The sequence below is a fragment of the Pandoraea sputorum genome (genome assembly GCF_000814845.2).
Classification (GTDB): Bacteria; Pseudomonadota; Gammaproteobacteria; order Burkholderiales; family Burkholderiaceae; genus Pandoraea; species Pandoraea sputorum.
Window position 1 is genome coordinate 1662018 of the sequence record NZ_CP010431.2, and the last position, 19410, is coordinate 1681427.

16 protein-coding genes and 1 pseudogene are annotated in these 19410 nt (G+C 60.8%); 10 read left to right on the top strand and 7 right to left on the bottom strand.

The genetic code is table 11. The features are described 5' to 3' along the window. Window positions 1-96: 96 nt before the first annotated feature. Entirely contained in the window at window positions 97-1413 is a 1317-nt protein-coding gene (locus NA29_RS07450) for an MFS transporter (protein ID WP_095178421.1), read from the bottom strand. Between the two features lie 304 nt (window positions 1414-1717). Here NA29_RS07450 and nadC point away from each other — a divergent pair, with 304 nt between their 5' ends. Beyond that, complete coding sequence (nadC, locus tag NA29_RS07455) at window positions 1718-2551, top strand: carboxylating nicotinate-nucleotide diphosphorylase (protein ID WP_039397193.1); 834 nt, start codon at window positions 1718-1720, stop codon at window positions 2549-2551. A gap of 48 nt (window positions 2552-2599) precedes the next feature. After that, window positions 2600-4378 (top strand): phosphonate metabolism protein/1,5-bisphosphokinase (PRPP-forming) PhnN, encoded by a 1779-nt coding sequence (gene phnN, locus NA29_RS07460; RefSeq protein WP_039397195.1) that lies wholly within the window; start codon window positions 2600-2602, stop codon window positions 4376-4378. A gap of 68 nt (window positions 4379-4446) precedes the next feature. Here the strand turns inward: phnN and NA29_RS07465 are convergent. The 4 genes and pseudogenes from NA29_RS07465 to gcvA form a co-directional block, all read right to left on the bottom strand. Continuing rightward, window positions 4447-4761: pseudogene (locus NA29_RS07465) on the bottom strand (aldehyde dehydrogenase family protein); the annotation flags it as partial. 35 nt (window positions 4762-4796) lie between these two features. Beyond that, complete coding sequence (locus NA29_RS07470; RefSeq protein WP_039397197.1) at window positions 4797-5684, bottom strand: oxidoreductase; 888 nt, start codon at window positions 5682-5684, stop codon at window positions 4797-4799. Window positions 5685-5703: 19 nt separating this feature from the next. Then, the gene (locus NA29_RS07475) at window positions 5704-6531 is read right to left on the bottom strand and encodes an EamA family transporter (protein ID WP_039397199.1); all 828 of its coding nucleotides are present in this window, start codon (window positions 6529-6531) and stop codon (window positions 5704-5706) included. 68 nt (window positions 6532-6599) lie between these two features. Further along, the gene (gene gcvA, locus NA29_RS07480; protein ID WP_039397201.1) at window positions 6600-7511 is read right to left on the bottom strand and encodes a transcriptional regulator GcvA; all 912 of its coding nucleotides are present in this window, start codon (window positions 7509-7511) and stop codon (window positions 6600-6602) included. Between the two features lie 1075 nt (window positions 7512-8586). On the opposite strand from gcvA, the gene NA29_RS07490 reads away from it, so the two are divergent. The 8 genes from NA29_RS07490 to NA29_RS07525 all read left to right on the top strand — a co-directional run bounded on the left by NA29_RS07490 (window position 8587) and on the right by NA29_RS07525 (window position 16508). After that, the gene (locus tag NA29_RS07490; protein WP_150777891.1) at window positions 8587-9111 is read left to right on the top strand and encodes a hypothetical protein; all 525 of its coding nucleotides are present in this window, start codon (window positions 8587-8589) and stop codon (window positions 9109-9111) included. Continuing rightward, entirely contained in the window at window positions 9108-10091 is a 984-nt protein-coding gene (locus NA29_RS07495) for a DMT family transporter (protein WP_039397205.1), read from the top strand. The genes NA29_RS07490 and NA29_RS07495 overlap by 4 nt, the downstream gene beginning before the upstream one ends. Window positions 10092-10097: 6 nt before the next feature. Next, window positions 10098-11708: an amidohydrolase family protein gene (locus NA29_RS07500; protein ID WP_039397207.1), complete on the top strand. Its 1611-nt coding sequence runs from the start codon at window positions 10098-10100 to the stop codon at window positions 11706-11708. Then, window positions 11698-12606: a CobW family GTP-binding protein gene (locus NA29_RS07505; RefSeq protein WP_072633226.1), complete on the top strand. Its 909-nt coding sequence runs from the start codon at window positions 11698-11700 to the stop codon at window positions 12604-12606. Before NA29_RS07500 ends, NA29_RS07505 begins: the two co-directional genes overlap by 11 nt. A gap of 285 nt (window positions 12607-12891) precedes the next feature. Next, window positions 12892-13842, top strand: coding sequence for a branched-chain amino acid ABC transporter permease (locus tag NA29_RS07510; protein ID WP_039397208.1), 951 nt, complete (start codon window positions 12892-12894; stop codon window positions 13840-13842). 18 nt (window positions 13843-13860) lie between these two features. Further along, window positions 13861-14991, top strand: coding sequence for an ABC transporter permease subunit (locus NA29_RS07515; protein WP_039397211.1), 1131 nt, complete (start codon window positions 13861-13863; stop codon window positions 14989-14991). A 21-nt stretch (window positions 14992-15012) separates the two neighbouring features. Next, on the top strand, window positions 15013-15786 hold the full coding sequence (locus NA29_RS07520; protein ID WP_039397213.1) for an ABC transporter ATP-binding protein: 774 nt from the start codon (window positions 15013-15015) through the stop codon (window positions 15784-15786). After that, window positions 15786-16508: an ABC transporter ATP-binding protein gene (locus tag NA29_RS07525; RefSeq protein ID WP_039397216.1), complete on the top strand. Its 723-nt coding sequence runs from the start codon at window positions 15786-15788 to the stop codon at window positions 16506-16508. Before NA29_RS07520 ends, NA29_RS07525 begins: the two co-directional genes overlap by 1 nt. A 189-nt stretch (window positions 16509-16697) precedes the next feature. Here NA29_RS07525 and NA29_RS07530 read toward each other — a convergent pair whose 3' ends face one another. Further along, window positions 16698-17840: a branched-chain amino acid ABC transporter substrate-binding protein gene (locus NA29_RS07530; protein WP_039397218.1), complete on the bottom strand. Its 1143-nt coding sequence runs from the start codon at window positions 17838-17840 to the stop codon at window positions 16698-16700. 23 nt (window positions 17841-17863) lie between these two features. Further along, window positions 17864-19150, bottom strand: coding sequence for an MFS transporter (locus NA29_RS07535; protein ID WP_224786824.1), 1287 nt, complete (start codon window positions 19148-19150; stop codon window positions 17864-17866). Between the last annotated feature and the right edge of the window lie 260 nt (window positions 19151-19410).

Sequence of the window (19410 nt, forward strand, 5' to 3'; positions counted from 1 at the left end):
TGCTGAGGCCGGATCGGTAACGGCTCGCGCATTGCACTGCAAAAGACGATGCCGTACGAGTCATGCGACTCGCACGGCATGGGCTTCACGATCTTCTCAACGATTCACGACGTGTTTCGGATAGGCCAGGGCAAGCGCGCAACCGATCACCATGCACGCGGCAAACGCGTAAATCCCGGCCGATTGCGAGTGGAACGTGTCGCGCAGCCAGCCGATGAAGTAGGTGCTCAGGAAGCCGCCCAGATTTGCCAGCGAGCACGCGAACGCAATGCCTGCGGCCGCTGCCGCCCCCTTCAGGAAGGTCGACGGTACCGCCCACACGACCGGCATTGCGGCAGCCGCGCCGAGATTGATCAGCGAGAACAACACCACCGTCATCGCCGTGCCGTGAGTTCCGCTGGCAAAGACGAACATCGCCACGGCCGAGAGCAGGAACGGCAGCACGATGTGCCAGCGTCGCTCGCGCAGGCGATCCGAGCGTGCCCCCCACGCCAGCACGCCGACGACGGCCAGTGCGTTGGGAATCGCCATCAGCCAGCCGATCGTGTAAGGGTCCTTCACGCCGGTGTCTTTCAAAATCGTGGGCAGCCAGAAGCTCACGCCATACAGGCCGAGCAGCACGCACAGATCGATCAGCCCCAGCATCCACACCTTCACGTCGGAGAATGCTGCGCCGAGATTGTGGCGTTTGTGGACGCCGGCGTCCCTGTCGAGATTGGCGACGAGAATCGCTTTTTCCTGTGCCGTAAGCCAGCGAGTCGACGCGATATCGTTGGGAAGGTACATGAAGATCGCAATGCCCAGCACGACCGAGGGGATGGCCTCAATCACGAACAGCCATTGCCAGCCGCCGTAGCCGTGGGCACCGTCGAGCATCTGCATGATCCAGCCCGACAGCGGGCTGCCGATCATGCTCGAGAGCGGCAGGCCGACCATGAACAGCGCAATAATGCGTGCGCGTCGCTCATCCGGATACCAGCGCGTGAGATACAGCAGCACCCCCGGCAGAAATCCCGCTTCGGCCACACCGAGCAGGAAGCGCAACACATAGAACTGTGTGGGCGTGGTGACGAAGGCGGTCGCGCCCGAAATCAGGCCCCACGTGACCATGATGCGGGCGATCCAGAGCTTCGCGCCGACTTTTTGCAGGATCAGATTGCTGGGCACCTCGAAGAGGATATAACCGGCGAAAAACAGTCCGGCGCCGAGGCCGTAGACCGTATCGCTGAACTGCAGTGCGCTGAGCATTTGCAGTTTGGCCAGGCCGACGTTGATGCGATCGAGGTAGGCCGCGAAATAGCACAGGCAGAAGAAGGTGATGAGGCGCACTGTGACCTTGCGGTAGACCGCATGGGTGTCGGCGCTGGACGTGGCTACAGCGTCGGCCACGTTGGGTGTTGAGATATAAGACATGGCGATTCCCGATGGCTGGAAAGAATGGGTGAATCGTCCGCCCGGCGAGATTCGGGCGTGTGCGCTCGGCACGATGGATGTATAGCACGAACAAAAAGTGTATGCGCTACAAAAAAAGATGTCCGCATATCGCAAGACACGCCCCGATCCTGCTGCGCCCAATGCCGATAAAGGTCGACAATTAACCGTAAATAAAGGGCTCAGGGTTTTTCTCTATCGGCAAGTGGATTTGTTTTCCTTGAAGGCGATATTTTAAGTGTGTACGCTACGAATAACCCTTCCGCACTCTGACTGAGGAACCGCCATGTACGACCGTTTTGCTGTTGACCGCCTGATCGACCTGTGGCTCACCGAAGACATCGGTTATTGCGACCTCACGGCGCAGACCATGATCGACGAATCCGCCACCGGCGCCTTTGTGATGAATGCCCGTGAACCGGTGATCGTTGCCGGGATCGACGTGGCTGCGCGTATTTTCCAGCGCTACGACCCCGCGCTCAAGGTCGATGTGAAGGTGCGTGACGGCGAGCATGCCCCGAAGGGCGCGATCCTGTTGCACGTGTCGGGCAACGCCCGAAGCATTCTCACGGCGGAGCGCACCGCGTTGAACATCGTGCAACGCATGAGTGGCATCGCTAACGAAACCGCGCGCTATGTCGCTGCCATCGAAGGCACCCGCGCCCGCCTGCTCGACAGTCGTAAAACGACGCCGGGTCTGCGCATGCTGGAAAAGCATGCCGTGAGTTGTGGCGGCGGCCTGAACCATCGTCTGGGGCTGGACAACGGTGTGATGATCAAGGATAACCACATCGCCGTGGCCGGCAGCATCAAGGCCGCTGTGTCGCGCGCGCGCAAGCTCGTGCCCATGCTGACCAAGGTGGAAGTGGAATGCGATCGCCTCGATCAGGTGAGCGAAGCGCTGGAGACCGATGTGGACGTGATCATGCTCGACAACATGTCGGTCGAGGACATGAAGACGGCCGTCGCGATGATCAACGGCAAATGCAAGGTGGAAGCCTCGGGCGGCATTCGTCTGGACACGATTCGTCCGATCGCCGAGACGGGCGTCGACTACATTTCGACGAGCAAGATCATGCAGTCGGCCCCGGCCGTCGATATCGGCCTGGATGAGGCCTGATCAAGTCATCGACACCGCTCGACACCCATTGAGACTTACAAGCTGACGATGACGCGTCCCGGGATATTCTTCTTCGTGGTCGGCCCCAGCGGGGCCGGCAAGGACACGCTGATCGACGGGGCGCAGGTGCGCCTCGCCGACAGCGACCGGTACGTGTTTGCGACACGCACCATCACCCGTCCCGGCGATGCACCGGGTGAGGCACACATTGGCGTGACCGAAGCTGAATTTGCCGCGCTCGATGCCCAGGGGGCCTTTCTCGTCACCTGGCAGGCGCATGGCCTGCATTACGGGCTCGATGCGACGCTGCGCGATGCCCTGGCACAGGGCCGTCACGTCGTCGCCAATGGCTCCCGGGCGATTTTGCCCAAACTCATCGGCCGGGTGCCGCGCCTGATCGTCGTCGAGGTCAGTGCGCCTGCGGAAGTGCTTGCCATGCGTATCGCCGGACGCGGTCGCGAAACACCCGAGCAGATCGTCGCGAGGCTGGCACGCAGCGTCACGGCGTATCCGGCTGAGGTGCCGCTTGTGCGTGTTTCGAACGATAGCACCAGCGATGTCGGCATTGCCCGTTTCGTCGAGGCCTTGCAGGCCTGCGCGGCGCCGCCGCAGAGCTTCGCGCTGGCCGAGGCGAAGCGCGCCGGTGCGACCCTTGACGAAGCGTCGTGGACGCAGCTTCTCGACGACCTGATCTACGAGCGCTATGCCCCCGAAGAAGGCGAGGCGCTACTGCGACTGCTGATCGAGGGGCTCGACGGCAACGAGATCGTTGCGTTGACGCGTGCAAGAACGCGACTGATGCCGCGCATCGATTGGGAGCGGCCGATCGTGGTCGACAAGCATTCGATGGGGGGTGTTCCCGGTAGCCGCATCACGCTGATCGTCGTGCCGCTCGTCGTGGCCTACGGGCTTTGCATGCCGAAGACATCCTCGCGCGCGATCACGTCGGCCGCCGGAACGGCCGACGCCATGGAGGCGGCAGCGCGTGTCGTTCTCGACGCCTCCGAAATGCGCGCAGCGGTGGCGCAAGCCGGCGGCTGCATCGTCTGGAACGGACGCCTTAATCACTCTCGTGTGGACGACGTGACCAATGCGATGGTGAGACCGCTGCGGCTCGATACGCGGCGATGGTCGGTGGCGTCGATTCTCTCCAAGAAGTTCTGTGCCGGTGCCACGCATGTTGTGGTGGACCTGCCTTGGGGGCCGCAGGCCAAGATAGCGGACGAAACGCAGGCGCGCGAGCTGGGCGCGTTGTTCGCGCGTGTCGGGGCGGCGCTGGGCATGACCGTGCAAGCCATTGCTACCGACGGTCGCGCGCCGATCGGTCGCGGCATCGGCCCGGCGCTGGAATTGCGCGACGTGCTGCGGGTGCTCGACAACGACGCGGCCGCCCCCGCCGATCTGCGCGCCAAGGCGCTGATGTTCGCTGCGCAGATTCTGTCATGGGACCCGGCGCTCGGTGGTGATGTCGTGAAGGCGCGGGGCATCGCCGAAAAACTGCTTGCCGACGGGCTGGCCCGCCGCGCGTTCGAGCGTATCGTCGACGCGCAGGGCCGCAAACCTTATGCCACACCTTCCACGGCATTCACCGACATCGTGGCTTCGTCGGACGGTGTGGTCGTCGCGATCGATGGCTGGGAGATTTCCGGCATCGCGCGCGACGCTGGCGCACCGCAGGACATGGGGGCAGGCGTCGATCTGTTTTGCACCGTCGGACAATCGGTGCGTGCGGGCGACGTCCTGATGCGCGTGCACGGCAACGATCCGCAGCGTCTGGCGGCTGCGGCGGCGCGCGCGACGGCGGCGAGCGGCATTGGGGTGCAGTGAACCCGGATTTTGTTTCGACTCGCTGCCGTTTCCCTTAGGAATGCGCTTGTCCCAAACTCAATCCAGTCCCCTTGATAGACGTATTTGATCGACAAGTAACCGTCGAGTCCGTAGCTCGATCCTTCGCGCCCATAACCTGACGCCTTCACGCCGCCGAACGGCGCGGCTTCGCTCGATACCGCCCCCTCGTTCCAGGCGATCACCCCCGCTTCGAGCCGACGTGCCACGCGTTCGGCGCGTCGCTTGTTCTGCGTGTTGAAGTAGGCCGCGAGTCCGAAGGGCGTGTCGTTCGCGCGACGAATCGCCTCCTCTTCCGTCTCGAAGCGAAAGAGCGGGACGACCGGCCCGGACGTCTGCGCCCGACTCAACAGCATGCTGTGCGTGCCGCCGTCAGTTCGCAAATTGCGGCGTCGCGCACTTAACCCGGTCCCTCGCTGCCCGCCGCCAGGAGGGGCACCAGCACGTTGCTAATAGGTGTAGGAATGCCTCTGAGGCGACCGTAACGCTGTATCACGCCATTACGGATATCCCACTCCATGGGACGGTTGGCCTGTCTGTCCGCGAGTATTGAAGTGCCCAAGTCCGCCGGGGCGCGTTGAAAGCCATCGAGGATCTCTTTCGGAACGCTATCGCTGAGTGATGCACCACTTGCGCGCGCTACGGATAGGCACTCACTAAGGTAAGCCAGCGCAAGTTCGGCGATGTCCTGACGGGAGAACATCCCGGCGCGGCGATTGGCGAGGACCATCAGCCCTGCGGCCGCGTTTTGCATCAGTTTGCGCCATGCGATGGACGCAAAGTCGGCGGACAACGCCACCGCACAGCGTGTCCCGTCGAGCACGTCAGCCACCTGCCTTGCCTGCGGCAGATCCGGCAGGGTGAGGCGCGGGCTGGCGCGCAGCCGCACTGAAGCATCAGGCTCACGCTGCGCGGGGAACCACACGACCGATGGCAACACCGTGGCGCTGACGTAGGGGGCCAACAGGGCTTCCTGCTCGATGCCATTTTGTAGTGCGCACACCACGGTGTTTTCGTCGCATAGCGCCTTCAACCAGTCGGCGCAGTCGGGTATCTGAGTGGTTTTCACCGCGATAAATACCAGACTGAACGGATGGCGCACCGTCCTTGGGTCGACCAGCACAGGACCGGGCACCACGATTTCACCGTCATCGTGGCGCAGTGTTAGTTGCGAGTGCGCAGTACGCCCGCAAAGCAGGGGAGTTCGGCCGACTTCGTGGAGGGCAGCAGCGATGGTGGTGCCGATCGCGCCCGGACCAATAAGTGCAGAGCAGGCATGTTCAGACATTTGTGTTCCCCGGATGCAATTAACCGATGATCAGCGTGCCGCCAGCAATTAGCGCGCAGGCCAGGATTCTTCTGCGCGTCAACGCCTCGCCCAGAAACAAATAACCCAGCACGGAAGCGAACAAAACGCTAGTTTCTCGCAGTGCCGATACGGCGCCCATGGGGGCGGCCGTCATGGCATAGATCACGAGGCCGTAAGCGAGTAGCGAAATCAAGCCGCCGACTGCCGCATGAACCATACCGGGGCGCCAACGCAGCAAACTCCCGCTATCGCGCAACGCGACATAGAGCCCCGGCATCAGCGCTCCCCACAGCGCGCTCATCCATACGATGTAGGCAATCGCGTTGCCAGCGATGCGTACGCCCATTCCATCCACGACGCTATAGGCTGCAATAAATGCGCCCGTTGCCAGGGCATATCGCAGGCCCGGCGTCGCCAGCTTCCCCTCTTTCACCGCAAGCATCAGAATGCCGCCTGAAACCATTGCGATGCCGCCCACGGTATTGACGTCGATCTTTTCGCCCGCGAAGAGCGCCGCTGCGCAGGTCACCAGCAGCGGCGAAGAGCCCCGTGCAATCGGGTAGGTCTGTCCCAGATCGCCAACCTGATAACTGCGTACCAGACATAGGTTGTAGCCGACATGCAGCAAAGCGGAGAGAAGCGCGTACGGCCAACTGGCCCTTGCTGGCGCCGGTAAAGATAGCGCGATTGCCGTGCAGGTGACGGCGATCGTCAGGCACATGACGGTCATCGACCACAATCGATCGGTGCCACCACGCAACAACGTATTCCAGGCGGCATGCAGTAGCGCGGCAAACAACGTGAGGAAAATGACGTATCGAGGCATGTGCCCATACTAGGTAGCACCGGCCCGGATGGAAAGTGAAGTGTCCTCATCTGGGTATGAGTGCACACTCATGGCTTGTCATAGTTGTCTTGCGCTCGTTGTGACTCGACCAATAGCCAGTTACGGAATGTCATGATGTGTGGCTGCGTTTCTATGCCTTTCGGGCACACGAAGTAATAGGCCGCCGGGGAAGGAAACGGGATGTTGAAAAGTCGCACCAGACTGCCGTCGCCGATCTCCTTTTCTACGTGTCCGCTGCGCGCCAATGCAATGCCCTGCCCGAGTAGTGCGGCCTCGATCGTCATATTCGTGTCGGCGAAGCGTACGCTTTCGTGCAGCACATCCGTATGGATGCCAACCGACTTGAACCAGACATCCCATTTCGGCACGAGGTCGGCGCCGTCTCGCGTCAGTAGCGCATAACGCAGCAGTTCGGCCGGTTCGGATGGCGTTCCGAAGCGCTCTAGCAGCGCCGGACTGGCAACGGGAAAAAGCTGTTCCCGGAACATGAACTCGGTGTGCAGTGCGGGATAGTTGCCGTGACCGAAGCGGATCGCCACATCCGAGTCCGTGTTGGCGAAGTTGATGGCTTTGTCCGAGCTCTCGAGTGTGACGAGAATCTCCGGATGCAAACGCGCCAAATCGGGCAGGCGTGGGAGCAGCCACTTCAGCGCGAAGGAATAGGTGGTGTTGACGCGCAATCTTACCCGTCCTTTTTGCTCACGGAGTTCCGCAAGCGTTGCTTCCAGCTTGCCTAAGAACTCGCGCACCAAGGGGGCGAGCGCTGCGCCGGCGGGCGTCAGCCTGAGCGTTCTGCCGCGCTCGAAAAGCGGTAAGCCCCAGCGTTCCTCCAGGTTCTTCAACTGATGGCTGACGGCGCTTTGGGTAATGGACAGTTCCTCTGCGGCTGAGGTAAAGGTGGCGTGACGGGTAGCGACTTCGAAAGTACGTAGCGCAGCGGTTGCGGGAAGATCTCGCATCGTAGGAACCTGTCGATGAGTTAAAGCTCATGACACGATAGACGAGAATTGCTGCAAAAGAAATCGATGAGACTTCGAAATGAGTGCAGTCGCGCCGCATTAAGACACGCGGCGCGCCATTGCCATTTGCCCGTTGCCTATTGACGCTACTTCGCGTTGGCCTGTGCGGGCGCTTTCTCCAACGCCGTGGCGAGCGTGTCGACGTTGTGACTGAGCATGTCGAGATACGTCGAAGCAGGGCCACCCAGGCGCGGCGTCGCAAAACAAGATGTTGACTGCGTGTGACTTACTAGGTGGAGTTAACAGGATTTGGTGGACGGGGGTAGCATTCAATCAATGATTGAGAGTGGCCACAATGTCCAAAGCCAAGACGTCAAGCAAGACAAGGCAGACGTATAAGTTCACTGAATCGCACTGTGACGAATTCAATGTGACGCTCATGTGCCGGGGGCAGGTCAGGGCGATTCCGATGATTTTCAACGCCCAGCTATGCGATTCGGCGATTCGGCGCCAATTGGCGCCACAGGTAGGCGCGGTCATTTGACCGGACGTCAGTTGCCTTTCTTTTCGTGCGTCCCTGATGAGGGAGGCGGGCCGTGCGGGGGACTGCACTCCCTCAATGCTTTCTGACAACCTCGCCGTTGTCGGCAGGCAATCAAGGTGCGATGCCCGGATGTTGACGACTTTGGGCGGGCTCCGGCAGTTCTCCGCGCGGGCTACCTGATGACTTCAGGTATCGATATTTATCGGTCGAACGGGACGGTTCGCAGCGCCGAGGCCAGTTCCGGGCAGTCATCAATTGCCATGACCAACATGAATTGATAAGCGCCCGATACCGTCGCGTCGTGCCGCAGGAAGGGGCCGATTGTGTGAACAGTACGAATCGGGGCGTCGGATATCGTACGTTGTGTTTGATGTGTCCGCCTTTTTGAATACCTATCCTCGAACGTAAATTACAAGCGAGGAGAGTTCGGTGGACAGGAGACGGTTCGCATTCGCAAGCGCAATATCCGCTTGTACGCTTGTCACCCGTAACGGATATGCGGATGAGGCGCCGGTTGCCGTTCGACACCGGTTGTCCCGCGAGGATGTTGCCGACGAGTTACTGTCGAAAATCCGTCAGGCAGAATCCGTGATGGCGGCTTTCCAGGCTTGGAACGGTGTCGTGAATCCGTTGCTGCCGTTCATCCACGCCACGGCGCTGGTGTGCAGCGCGTCCAGTGCGCCCAATACGATTGCCGATCCATCCCCAGGCGACGTACGCCGTGTGTTTTCCACCGTTCCTGCGGCCTACCCGGTAGGGGGCTGGAAGCATCTCTCTGGCAGCGATTGGGCACGGCATGTGCTCGTTGAGCAGAAAACGCTCATTGCTTCCGGTCCCGAACGTCTAAAACACTTTTTCCCCGACTATGCGCTGCTGGCGTCGCTGGGCGTTCGTACGTTGGTCAATATTCCAGTTGTTGTGTGTCGACGCACGATCGGCGCTTTCGCACTTCTTTTCAGTGCGACGGACATCGACCAAACCGCCCTGGCCGAAGTCGAGCGGCTTGCCCCGCTGATGGCAGGGGTCTTTGCGCTAGGACAAGGGGACGCAACATGAGCCCGGAAGCCGCGCGACAGTTGATGGATAGGGGCGCTTTTGACCGGCAATATGCCAACGTCTCCACGCCATCGCAACCTCGCTCCGAGCGTCTGCCACTCTTGGTGGCGATTCTGACCCTGCTGATCTGGAGCACATTGGCCGTATCGGTGGTGAGTCTCAGCGCGATTGCGCCGCTTTTGACCACGGGCATTGCGCTCACCGGTGGCGGTCTCATCGGTTTGCCCTGGGTCAAATGGCGCTCGCTCAATTGGCGCGCCGTTCTGGTCGGTTCGCTTTCGATGTTCGGCTACCACGCCCTGTACTTCCTGAGTCTGCAATGGGCGGATCCTGTTGCCGCCAGTCTTCTGCATTACCTCTGGCCCCTCTTCATCATCCTTCTGACGCCGGTCATGCTCAGGGAATATCGGATTTCCCGACTGCATGTGTTTTCCGCGCTATGCGGATTTGCCGGCGCGGCGGCGTGTATCGCCTCCGGACCCGCATTTTCCAGCAGCACATGGGCCGGGTTCGCGCTGGCCGGCGTCTCCGGATTGGTCTGGGCCTACTACACCGTTTGGTCTCGCAAGCAGCGTTCGGTACCTACCTCGACCGTCGCGTTGTACTGCGCACTGGCTGGGGTGCTCGCGCTCGGGGTGCATGCCGGAATACAAGGCGCTTCCGGGGACGTTGGCACGACGTCGATGTTGGGTCTTGCCGACCTGAGTTTGCGCCAATGGGCAACGCTGGCCTTCCTTGCGCTCGGCCCTCTGGGTGGCACGTTCTACATGTGGGATTTCGCTATCAAGCGGGGGCGTCCAACCCAGATCGCGATGCTGGCGTACGCCGTTCCCATTGCATCTACCCTATTCGTCGGTCTCTTTCTGGGGCGCGGAGTGGAACTGGCGGCGCTTGTCGGCGCTGTGCTGGTCAGCATCGCCGTCGCCCTGGGCAACCGGGCGGACCGGCAGGTTCAGAAGACGAATCAACCATCTCCATAGCACATCATGCATTCGAACACATACGACGCCGCGCGTCCGATCGCTATTGGCGAGGAGATCGTCGCGGGCTTTGCCAAATACAAGCTGTCTGGCGTAGTGCCTGCGACGTCCCGCGACCGGGGAATCGGTCCTCACCATCGCTTAATTCTTCGTGGCGCCACGCTAATCGACGGGACCGGCGCCCCGCCATGGGGATTCGTCGACGTCGTCGTTGAAGACGGGGTCATTGCGGACATCGTCAGCGTTGGCGTGCCCGGTGTTGCCATCAAACCGGAGAGACGCCCTGCGCCGGGGGATTTCGAAATCGATTGTCACGGAAAATTCGTTACGCCGGGATTCATCGACGCGCACGCTCACATCGGCGCACCATTCCACGCGGCCCGTGGTGTCATGCCGAGCGCGGACTACGTCTACAAGCTCTGGTTGGCGCACGGCGTAACGACCATTCGCGAGGCCGGATGCTTCAACGGTCTGGCATGGACGCTAGCGCAGAAACAAGCCGCTACGGAGCATCGCATCGCGGCCCCAGGCATTTACGCTTACGCGTATTTCCCTGCCATCAACGATTATTTGAAGACGATTCACACCCCGGCGCAGGCACGGGAATGGATTCGCCGCATCGCTGAAGCGGGCGCTGACGGGGTGAAGTTCTTCGGTGCACCGCCCGCCGTGATGGAAGCCGCGCTCGACGAAGCGCGTTCGGCAGGACTGCGGACCTGCTGTCATCACGCCACGCTCGCTGTGAGTCGCATGAATGCGCTGACAACGGCCCGCTGGGGGTTGACCAGTTCGGAGCATTCGTATGGGCTTCCCGAAGCGCTTTTCGACGATCGCACCGTGCAATCGTTTCCCGCCGACTATCACTACAACGACGAGTATCTGCGTTTCTCGACTGCCGGGACTACGTTCCTGCAGGCGGCAAAACCGGGAAGCGCGAAGTGGAATGACGTTCTGGACGCCTTCATCGAGGCGAGGCACACCTTTGTACCGACCTTGAACGTCTATGACGCCAACCGTGACCTCATGCGTACCCGTCGCGCGGATTGGCACGATCGGTTTACCGACCCAACGCTGATGCGCTATTTCGAACCGCACCGCGGCGGTCATGGTGCCTATTGGTATCGATGGAGCACGCAGAACGAAGTTGACTGGCGTGAGACCTTCCGGCTTTGGATGCACTTCCTGCGGGACTACAAAAATCGCGGGGGACGCGTCTGCGCAGGAAGCGACTCGGGCTTCATGTATCAGGTCTACGGATTCGGCTTCGTTCGCGAGCTCGAATTGCTCCAGGAAGCCGGATTCAACCCTCATGAAGTGTTGCGTGCGGCCACGCAATCGAGCGCCGAGCTGCTGGGCATCGATGACAGCGTCGGGACGGTAGAAGTCGGCAAGCGCGCTGACCTGCTCGTGCACGATACGAATCCTCTCGATGACTTCAAGCAACTTTACGGGACGGGCGCGCTGCGGCTTAACGAGGAGCGGCAGGTCGGTATCTGGCATCGTTGCCTTAGATACACGATCCGCAGTGGCGTGGTCTTCGATACTGGCGAGTTGCTGGCGGACGTCGAAGCCATGGTCGTTCAGGCGAAGGCACGGGAGGCTGGAGATGGCACCTGATCTCACGGATTTCGTGATTCTGTCCGGCTTCCTGGGCAGCGGTAAAACGACGCTATTGTCCGAGTTTCTCCGCCAGGCAGCCGACGACGGGACTGCGGTCATCGTCAACGACATCGGCGAAGTCAACATCGACGGAGCCATTCTGGCGGTCCACGATGGCGTGCCAATGGCCACACTTGGCAATGGATGCGTCTGCTGCAGTCTCATCAACGATCTTCAATTCACCGTGCAATCGTTGATTGCTTCGCGCCGTGCGACCACGGGACGCGCTTTCTCGCGCATCGTGCTGGAGTGCAGCGGACTGTCGGATCCCGGCGCAGTGATGCGAGGGCTATCGGCGCTGGCGTCGCACGGTATGCGAGTGCGCGTCGTGACGACCTATGCCGCGAATAATGAAGTCAGTCGAGACGACTTCCCGCTGCTGGCCGCACAGGTTTGTGGCGCCCATACCGTCGTCGTCACCAAACTTGACTTGTGCGATCCCGCGCAACGTGCACATGCACTGGCGGAGATCGACGTGTTGGCGCCGCTTTCCCACAAAATCGTCGAGCAGGACCGGGGGCGCAGGGCTGCGATGGCGTTCTCCCAAGACTCATCTACGGCCCCAATACCTCTGGATCCCGCCATGACAAGGATTGGACTGCCCGGTGGTCATGCGCGTGTGAGGGCGTTCACTTTGTCGTGGGATGTGCCACTCGACTGGCGAGCGTTTGCCGACTGGATGGAAAACGTCGCTGGCTTCCTGGAAGGGCGGCTACTTCGCGTCAAGGGCATTCTGCGTGTCATCGATTGTGCCGAAGGCGTGCTCGTGCAGGGGGTCGGGCAACATTTCGATCCCCCACGCGTATCGCTTACCTTGAGCAACGCTCGCAAATTGTCGTTATTTCGGTGGACGTAGATGCGAGGGAGTTGCTGGCCGTTCCAACAAGTCTGCCCGCGCCTGACGTATCGACACTGTCGAGTACTGCGTCCCCGGCGATGTCGGGTTTCGCTTTACGCGTCCGCTTTTTCTCTCTCCCTCACGCTGAGTCCAGCGCGTCTTCCCACCAATTTTCGATGCCCCGTTTCTCAATCCTCGACTTCCGGTAGTCGCGGCGTCCGGTCGTCGCAATCCACGAGTGGAGCGGCAGGGACTTTCTCACGACCCTGCCGAATCATCCAAATTAACCAAAAGAAATCTCGTATGGATATTTTTGCTCAACAAATCTTGAACGGCCTCGTGCTTGGCAGCGTCTACGCGATCATTGCACTGGGCTATACGATGGTCTACGGCATTCTGGGCATCATCAACTTTGCCCACGCCGATGTGATGATGATCGGCGCGATGGTCGCGCTGTCCACCATCAACCTGCTTTTGAAGATCGCGCCGGACATGAACCCGGCGCTCATGCTGGCGATTGCCACGCTCGTGTGTATGCCCGTGTGTGCTATAGCCAACTTCGTGATCGAGCGTGTGGCCTACCGGCCGTTGCGCAATGCGCCGCGCCTGGCCCCTCTGATCACCGCCATCGGCGTCTCGCTGCTTCTGCAGACGATCGCCATGCTGATCTGGTCGCGTAACCCCCTCTCGTTCCCGCAACTGCTGCCGACCGACGCCATGAACGTCATTCCGCCGCGCGGCGACCATCCCGGCGCGGTCACAAACGGCACCGGCATCGTGATCGTTGTCGTGGCGTTCCTCGTCATGTTCGGTCTGACCCAGCTCGTGAACCGCACCAAGCTCGGGCGTGCCATGCGTGCGACGGCGGAAAACCGCAACGTCGCCGGTCTCATGGGCGTGAACCCGAACTTCGTGATCTCCGCGACGTTCGCCCTCGGTGGCGCGCTCGCCGCGCTCGCGGGCGTGATGATGGCCTCGAACTACGGCAACGCGCACTTCTACATGGGCTTTATTCCCGGCATGAAGGCGTTCACCGCTGCGGTGCTCGGCGGTATCGGCAACTTGCAGGGCGCCATGGTCGGCGGCGTGCTGCTGGGCCTGATCGAAGCATTGGGCGCGGGCTACATCGGCGATCTGACCGGTGGCGTGTTCGGGAGTAACTATCAGGACGTCTTTGCGTTTGTCGTGCTGATTGTGGTGCTGGTGTTCCGTCCGAGCGGTCTGCTCGGCGAGCGCGTGGCAGATCGTGCATAAGCGGGGAGGATCGACATCATGAATCAACCCGTGCAAACGTCGCCGGTGACGCAGATTTCTGCCGCCGCTGCGACCCGCAAGGCCTATCGCGGCCTCGCATTTTTCCTGCTGGCCGCCATTCTCGCGCCCGTGCTCGTCGGCTATGCCGGCGGTAACTACTGGGTGCGGGTGCTCGACTTCGCGCTGCTCTACATCATGCTCGCGCTGGGCCTGAACATCGTGGTGGGCTTTGCTGGCCTGCTCGATTTGGGTTACATCGCGTTCTATGCCGTGGGGGCGTACGTCACGGCCTTCCTGAGTTCTCCTCACCTGAGCACGCAGTTCGAGTGGATCGGTGCGATGTTCCCCGGCGGGCTGCATGTGCCCGTGTGGTTCACGATTCCGATCGGCGCTGCGGTCGCGGCGATCTTCGGCATCTTGCTCGGTGCGCCCACGCTGCGTCTGCGCGGCGACTATCTGGCCATCGTGACGCTGGGCTTCGGGGAGATCATCCGTATCTTCATGAACAACCTGGATAGCCCGGTGAATATCACTAACGGGCCGAAGGGCATCACCGGTGTCGAGCCGATCTCCCTGTTTGGATTTGACTTCTTCAGTAACCACGAGATATTCGGTTTGCAAGCAAATCCCGTCTATCTGCACTATTACCTGTTTGTCACGTTGGCCGTTCTAATAGCGTTTGTATGCGTGCGTCTGCAACATTCACGCATGGGCAGGGCGTGGATTGCCGTGCGCGAAGATGAGACGGCCGCCAAGGCGATGGGCATCAACACGCGCAACATCAAGCTGCTTGCGTTCGCGATGGGGGCGTCGTTCGGCGGCGTGGCAGGTGGCATGTTCTCCGCGTTCCAGGGTTTCGTCTCGCCCGAGTCGTTCACTTTCTGGGAGTCGATCGTCGTGCTCTCGATGGTGGTGCTCGGCGGCATGGGCCACATTCCGGGCGTGATTCTGGGCGGTGTGCTGCTCTCGGCGTTCCCCGAGATCCTGCGCTCGACCATGGGCCCGTTGCAGATGAAGTTGTTCGGTAGCGTCATCGTCGATCCCGAAGTGATCCGGCAGTTGCTGTACGGTCTGGCCATGATTCTGATCATGCTGTACCGTCCGGCCGGCCTGTGGCCGTCGCCGCGTCCGGAAGAGCGGACTCTGTAAGTCGAGGGAGATGACCTGAATATGAGCGAACAAATTCTTCTGTCCGTCAAGGGCGTGAACAAGCGCTTCGGCGGTCTGCAGGCCCTCACCGACGTGGGCCTGGAGATCAAGCCGGGGCAGATCTACGGGCTGATCGGCCCGAACGGCGCCGGCAAGACCACGTTCTTCAACGTGATCACCGGTCTCTACACCCCGGACTCCGGCGAATTCAAGCTCGACGGCGCGGCTTACAAGCCGACCGCCGTGCACGAAGTGGCCAAGGCCGGTATCGCGCGTACGTTCCAGAACATTCGTCTGTTTGGCGGCATGACCGTCATCGAGAACGTGATGGTTGGCCGTCACGTGCGTACGAAGATGGGTGTGATCGGCGCCATCGTCCGCTATCCGGGGGCGAAGGCCGAGGAGCGCGCCATCCGCGATCGCGCGATGGAGTTGCTCGAATACGTGGGCGTAGCGAAGTACGCCAACTACACGGCAGCGAACCTCTCGTACGGCCACCAGCGTCGTCTGGAAATCGCGCGTGCGCTGGCCACCGATCCGAAGTTACTGGCGCTGGACGAACCCGCTGCTGGCATGAACGCCACGGAGAAGGTCGAGTTGCGCGGCTTGCTCGACAAGATCCGTAGCGACGGCAAGACGATTCTGCTCATCGAGCACGACGTGAAGCTGGTGATGGGTTTGTGCAACCGCATGACGGTGCTCGATTACGGCAAGGTGATTGCCGAAGGTTTGCCGCAGGATGTGCAGAAGAATCCGGCGGTGATTGAAGCGTATCTGGGTTCGGGAGGCCATTGATGAGCGCAATGTTGACGATCAAGGGCCTGAAAGTCGCTTACGGCGGGATCAAGGCGGTCAAGGGCATCGACCTGAACATTGAGCCGGGCGAGCTGGTCACGCTCATCGGCGCGAACGGTGCAGGCAAGACGACCACCATGAAGGCGATCACGGGCTTGCTGCCGTGGGCCGATGGTGACATCGAGTATCTGGGCAAGTCGATTCGCGGCGTGAAGGCGTTCGACCTGCTCAAGCAGGGGTTGGCGATGGTGCCCGAAGGTCGCGGCATCTTCACGCGCATGACCATCCTCGAGAACATGCAGATGGGGGCATATCTGCGCAACGACACCGCGGGCATCAAGCAGGACATCGACAAGATGTTCGGCATTTTCCCGCGTCTGAAGGAGCGCAAAGATCAGCTCGCAGGCACGCTCTCGGGCGGCGAGCAGCAGATGCTTGCGATGGCGCGTGCGCTGATGAGCCAGCCCAAGCTGTTGCTGCTCGACGAACCGTCGATGGGTCTCTCGCCGATCATGGTGGAGAAGATCTTCGAAGTGGTGCGCACGGTCTCGGGCGAAGGCGTGACGGTGCTGCTCGTGGAGCAGAACGCGCGTCTGGCGCTGCAAGCGGCGCACCGGGGCTACGTGATGGACAGCGGCCTTGTGACCATGACAGGGGACGCGAAGGACATGCTCGACGATCCGAAGGTGCGTGCTGCCTACCTCGGAGAGTCCGTAGCGTAGCGCTAGCCGAAGGGGGCGCCGCTATCACGGGCGCTCCCCGTCAGGCAAAAACGAAACGGCCCCGATCTGCGATTCCCCCAAGGCTGGAAATCATTCTTGGGGGCGAGTCAGATTGGGGCCATGCTTTTACCGCCAAATCGGAAAGGCACAGCCCTGTCGCCCGAAGCGGCCGACAGGGCTGTACATGGATTACTTCCCGGCAATGCTCTCCAACGGTTGCCATTTCCCGCCGACGACCTTGTACATCGTGATACCGCCTTCCTTGAGATCGCCGTGCGAATCGTAGCCGATGCGTTGTGCCGTCACTCCCGTCATCGACGTGGCGGCGAGTACCGGGAGGTACTTTGCCGGTTCTGACGAACCCGCCTGAACCATTGCCTTCATCATTGCCATCGCGCCGTCGTATGCATAGGGCGAGTATGTCTGCACAGAACTGCCGAAACGCTTCTGATAACGCTGACTGTAGGCGGGGCCGCCGGGCATTTGTTCGAGCGGCAGACCCGCCAGCGAACAAATCGCGCCTTCGGACGCTTTCCCTGCCAATCGAATGAAGTTATCCGTCTTCGACATCTCTCCCGAAACGAGCGTGGCTTGCATCCCGAGTTCGCGCATCTGCTGAACCATCGGTGCCGACTGCGCTTCCGCGCCGCCGTAGAACAGTACATCGGGATTGAGGCGCTTGAGGTTGGTCAGCACGGCCTTGAAGTCGACGGCCTTGTCGTTGGTGAACTCTCGGCGAACAACCGTTCCGCCCGCGGCTTTGGCTGCCTTCTCGAACTCGTCGGCGAGACCCTGTCCGTAAGCCGTGCGGTCGTCGACGATCGCGATGCGCTTTGCCGCTAGCTTCTTCACCACGTAGGCGCCGACCACGCTACCTTGCTGTGTATCCGACGTCATCATCCGGAAGGTGGTCTTAAAGCCCTGACGCGTGTATTCCGGCGCTGTCGCCATGGCGATCTGGGGAATGCCTGCACGGCTGTAAACCGCTGAAGCCGGGATGCTCGTGCCGGAATTAAAGTGACCGAGCATCCCCTTGATTCCGTTATCTACCAGACGCTGTGCGACGAGCGATCCTGCGCGAGGGTCGGCTTGATCATCGTCCGATTCGAGCACGAATTTGACTTCCTTCCCGCCAATCTTGGGATGGGTGCCGTTGTAATCGTCGATAGCGAGAACGATGCCGTTCTGCATGTCCTTGCCGTACTGGGCCTGCGCGCCGGTAAGCGGGCCGGCGAAACCGAGTTTGACTTCTTGAGCCTGTGCATGGGCGGACGAGGCACCGAGCAAAGCCACGGCGGCGGCTACGCCGGTCAGGGAAAGACGAAGTTTCATCAATGCATCTCCAATAGCTGCGGTTATCGAACGAGGGAGTTGTCCGTGCTGCGATCGCGAAATCCCAGCACTACGCCGAGGAAACTGACGGTGGCCGCAGCGATGACGTAGAGGGCGGGGGCCATGGAACTGCCGGTGGTAGCGATCAGCCAGGTGAGAATGAGTGAGGCGAAACCGCCAAACGTCATGACCGCGATGTTGTAGGCAACGGAAAGCCCCGTTGAGAGCACACGCGACGGAAAGATCTCTGAGAAAGCGGCAAGAATTGGGCCCGTGTATCCGGCAATCAGGACGCCGAAGACCGCCTGAAAGATGACAAGGCTCCATTGGGTCGGATGCGAGACGATCAACGCGAACATGGGGTACGCCACTAGCAGAATGCCGCCGGAGCTATAGGCGAGAATTTTGCGACGCCCGATCTTGTCCGACCACGCGCCCACGAACGGTGAGAGCACCGTGATGATGAGTCCACCGATAACGCCTGCGATGAAGGACATCGATTGCGGCAGCTTGAGCGTTTTCACGGCGTATGTCGGCATATAGAACAGCAGCACGTAAATGCAGACGGTCCAGAGAATAACCATGGAGAACGTCGTGAACGTCTCGCGCGGAAACATTGTGATGACTTCCGAAAGCGGCTTTTTCACCTTGCCCTGATTGGCGAGGAATGCGGGCGTTTCGTCGACACCGCGACGAATGTAGAAGCCGATTGGGCCGATCAGAATGCCCAACAGGAACGGGACGCGCCAGCCCCAGGATTTCATCGCTTCCGGTGACAGGTAGAGGCTGAGCAGAGTGCCCGCCAGCGCCCCGAGCACGACGGCAAAGCCGATGCTGCTTTGAATCCAGCTGGCGTAGTAGCCTTTTCGGTCCGGCGGCGCATGCTCCGTCAGGAAGGCCGTAGCGCTCCCCATTTCTCCCCCGGCGGAAAAGCCCTGCATCAGGCGAGCCAGAATGATGAGGATCGGGGCCGCGATGCCGATCTGATCGTAGGTCGGTGCGAGCCCGATCAAAGCGGTGCCGCCGGCCATCAGCAGAATGGTTAGGGAAAGCGCGGCCTTACGCCCAGCGCGATCCGAGTACATCCCGATCAGAATGCCACCGAAGGGGCGAACGACAAACCCGACCCCGAATGTCGCGACCGACAGAAGGAGCGACGTCAGGTCGTCACCGGTTGGGAAAAATAGCTGACCGATGGTGATGGCAAAGAAGCCGTAAACCATGAAGTCGAACCACTCGAATCCATTTCCCAGGATGGTTGCCGTAATGGCTCTGCGCCGACGCTTTGCTTCGTCGTGAGAGTCCGACATGGTGCTAGCTGCGATCTCCATTTTGCGTGCCTATATCGGTAAGGTGGAAGTCGGCGAAAGGACGGGCGTCCGTTTCGCTCGTATTGCCCTGTAGGTGAGCTGTCTTCCATTCAATAGCGCCAATATGTGCATTCCTATCTACGTTTTGTCGGAAGTCGTGAGTGGCACCTCGCAGCTCCCATAGGATTTTTCAGGGTTTTCCTGCGAATTGGATATGACATTTCTTGCTGAAGGCGACGCATCCGACGCTCGATATGGCG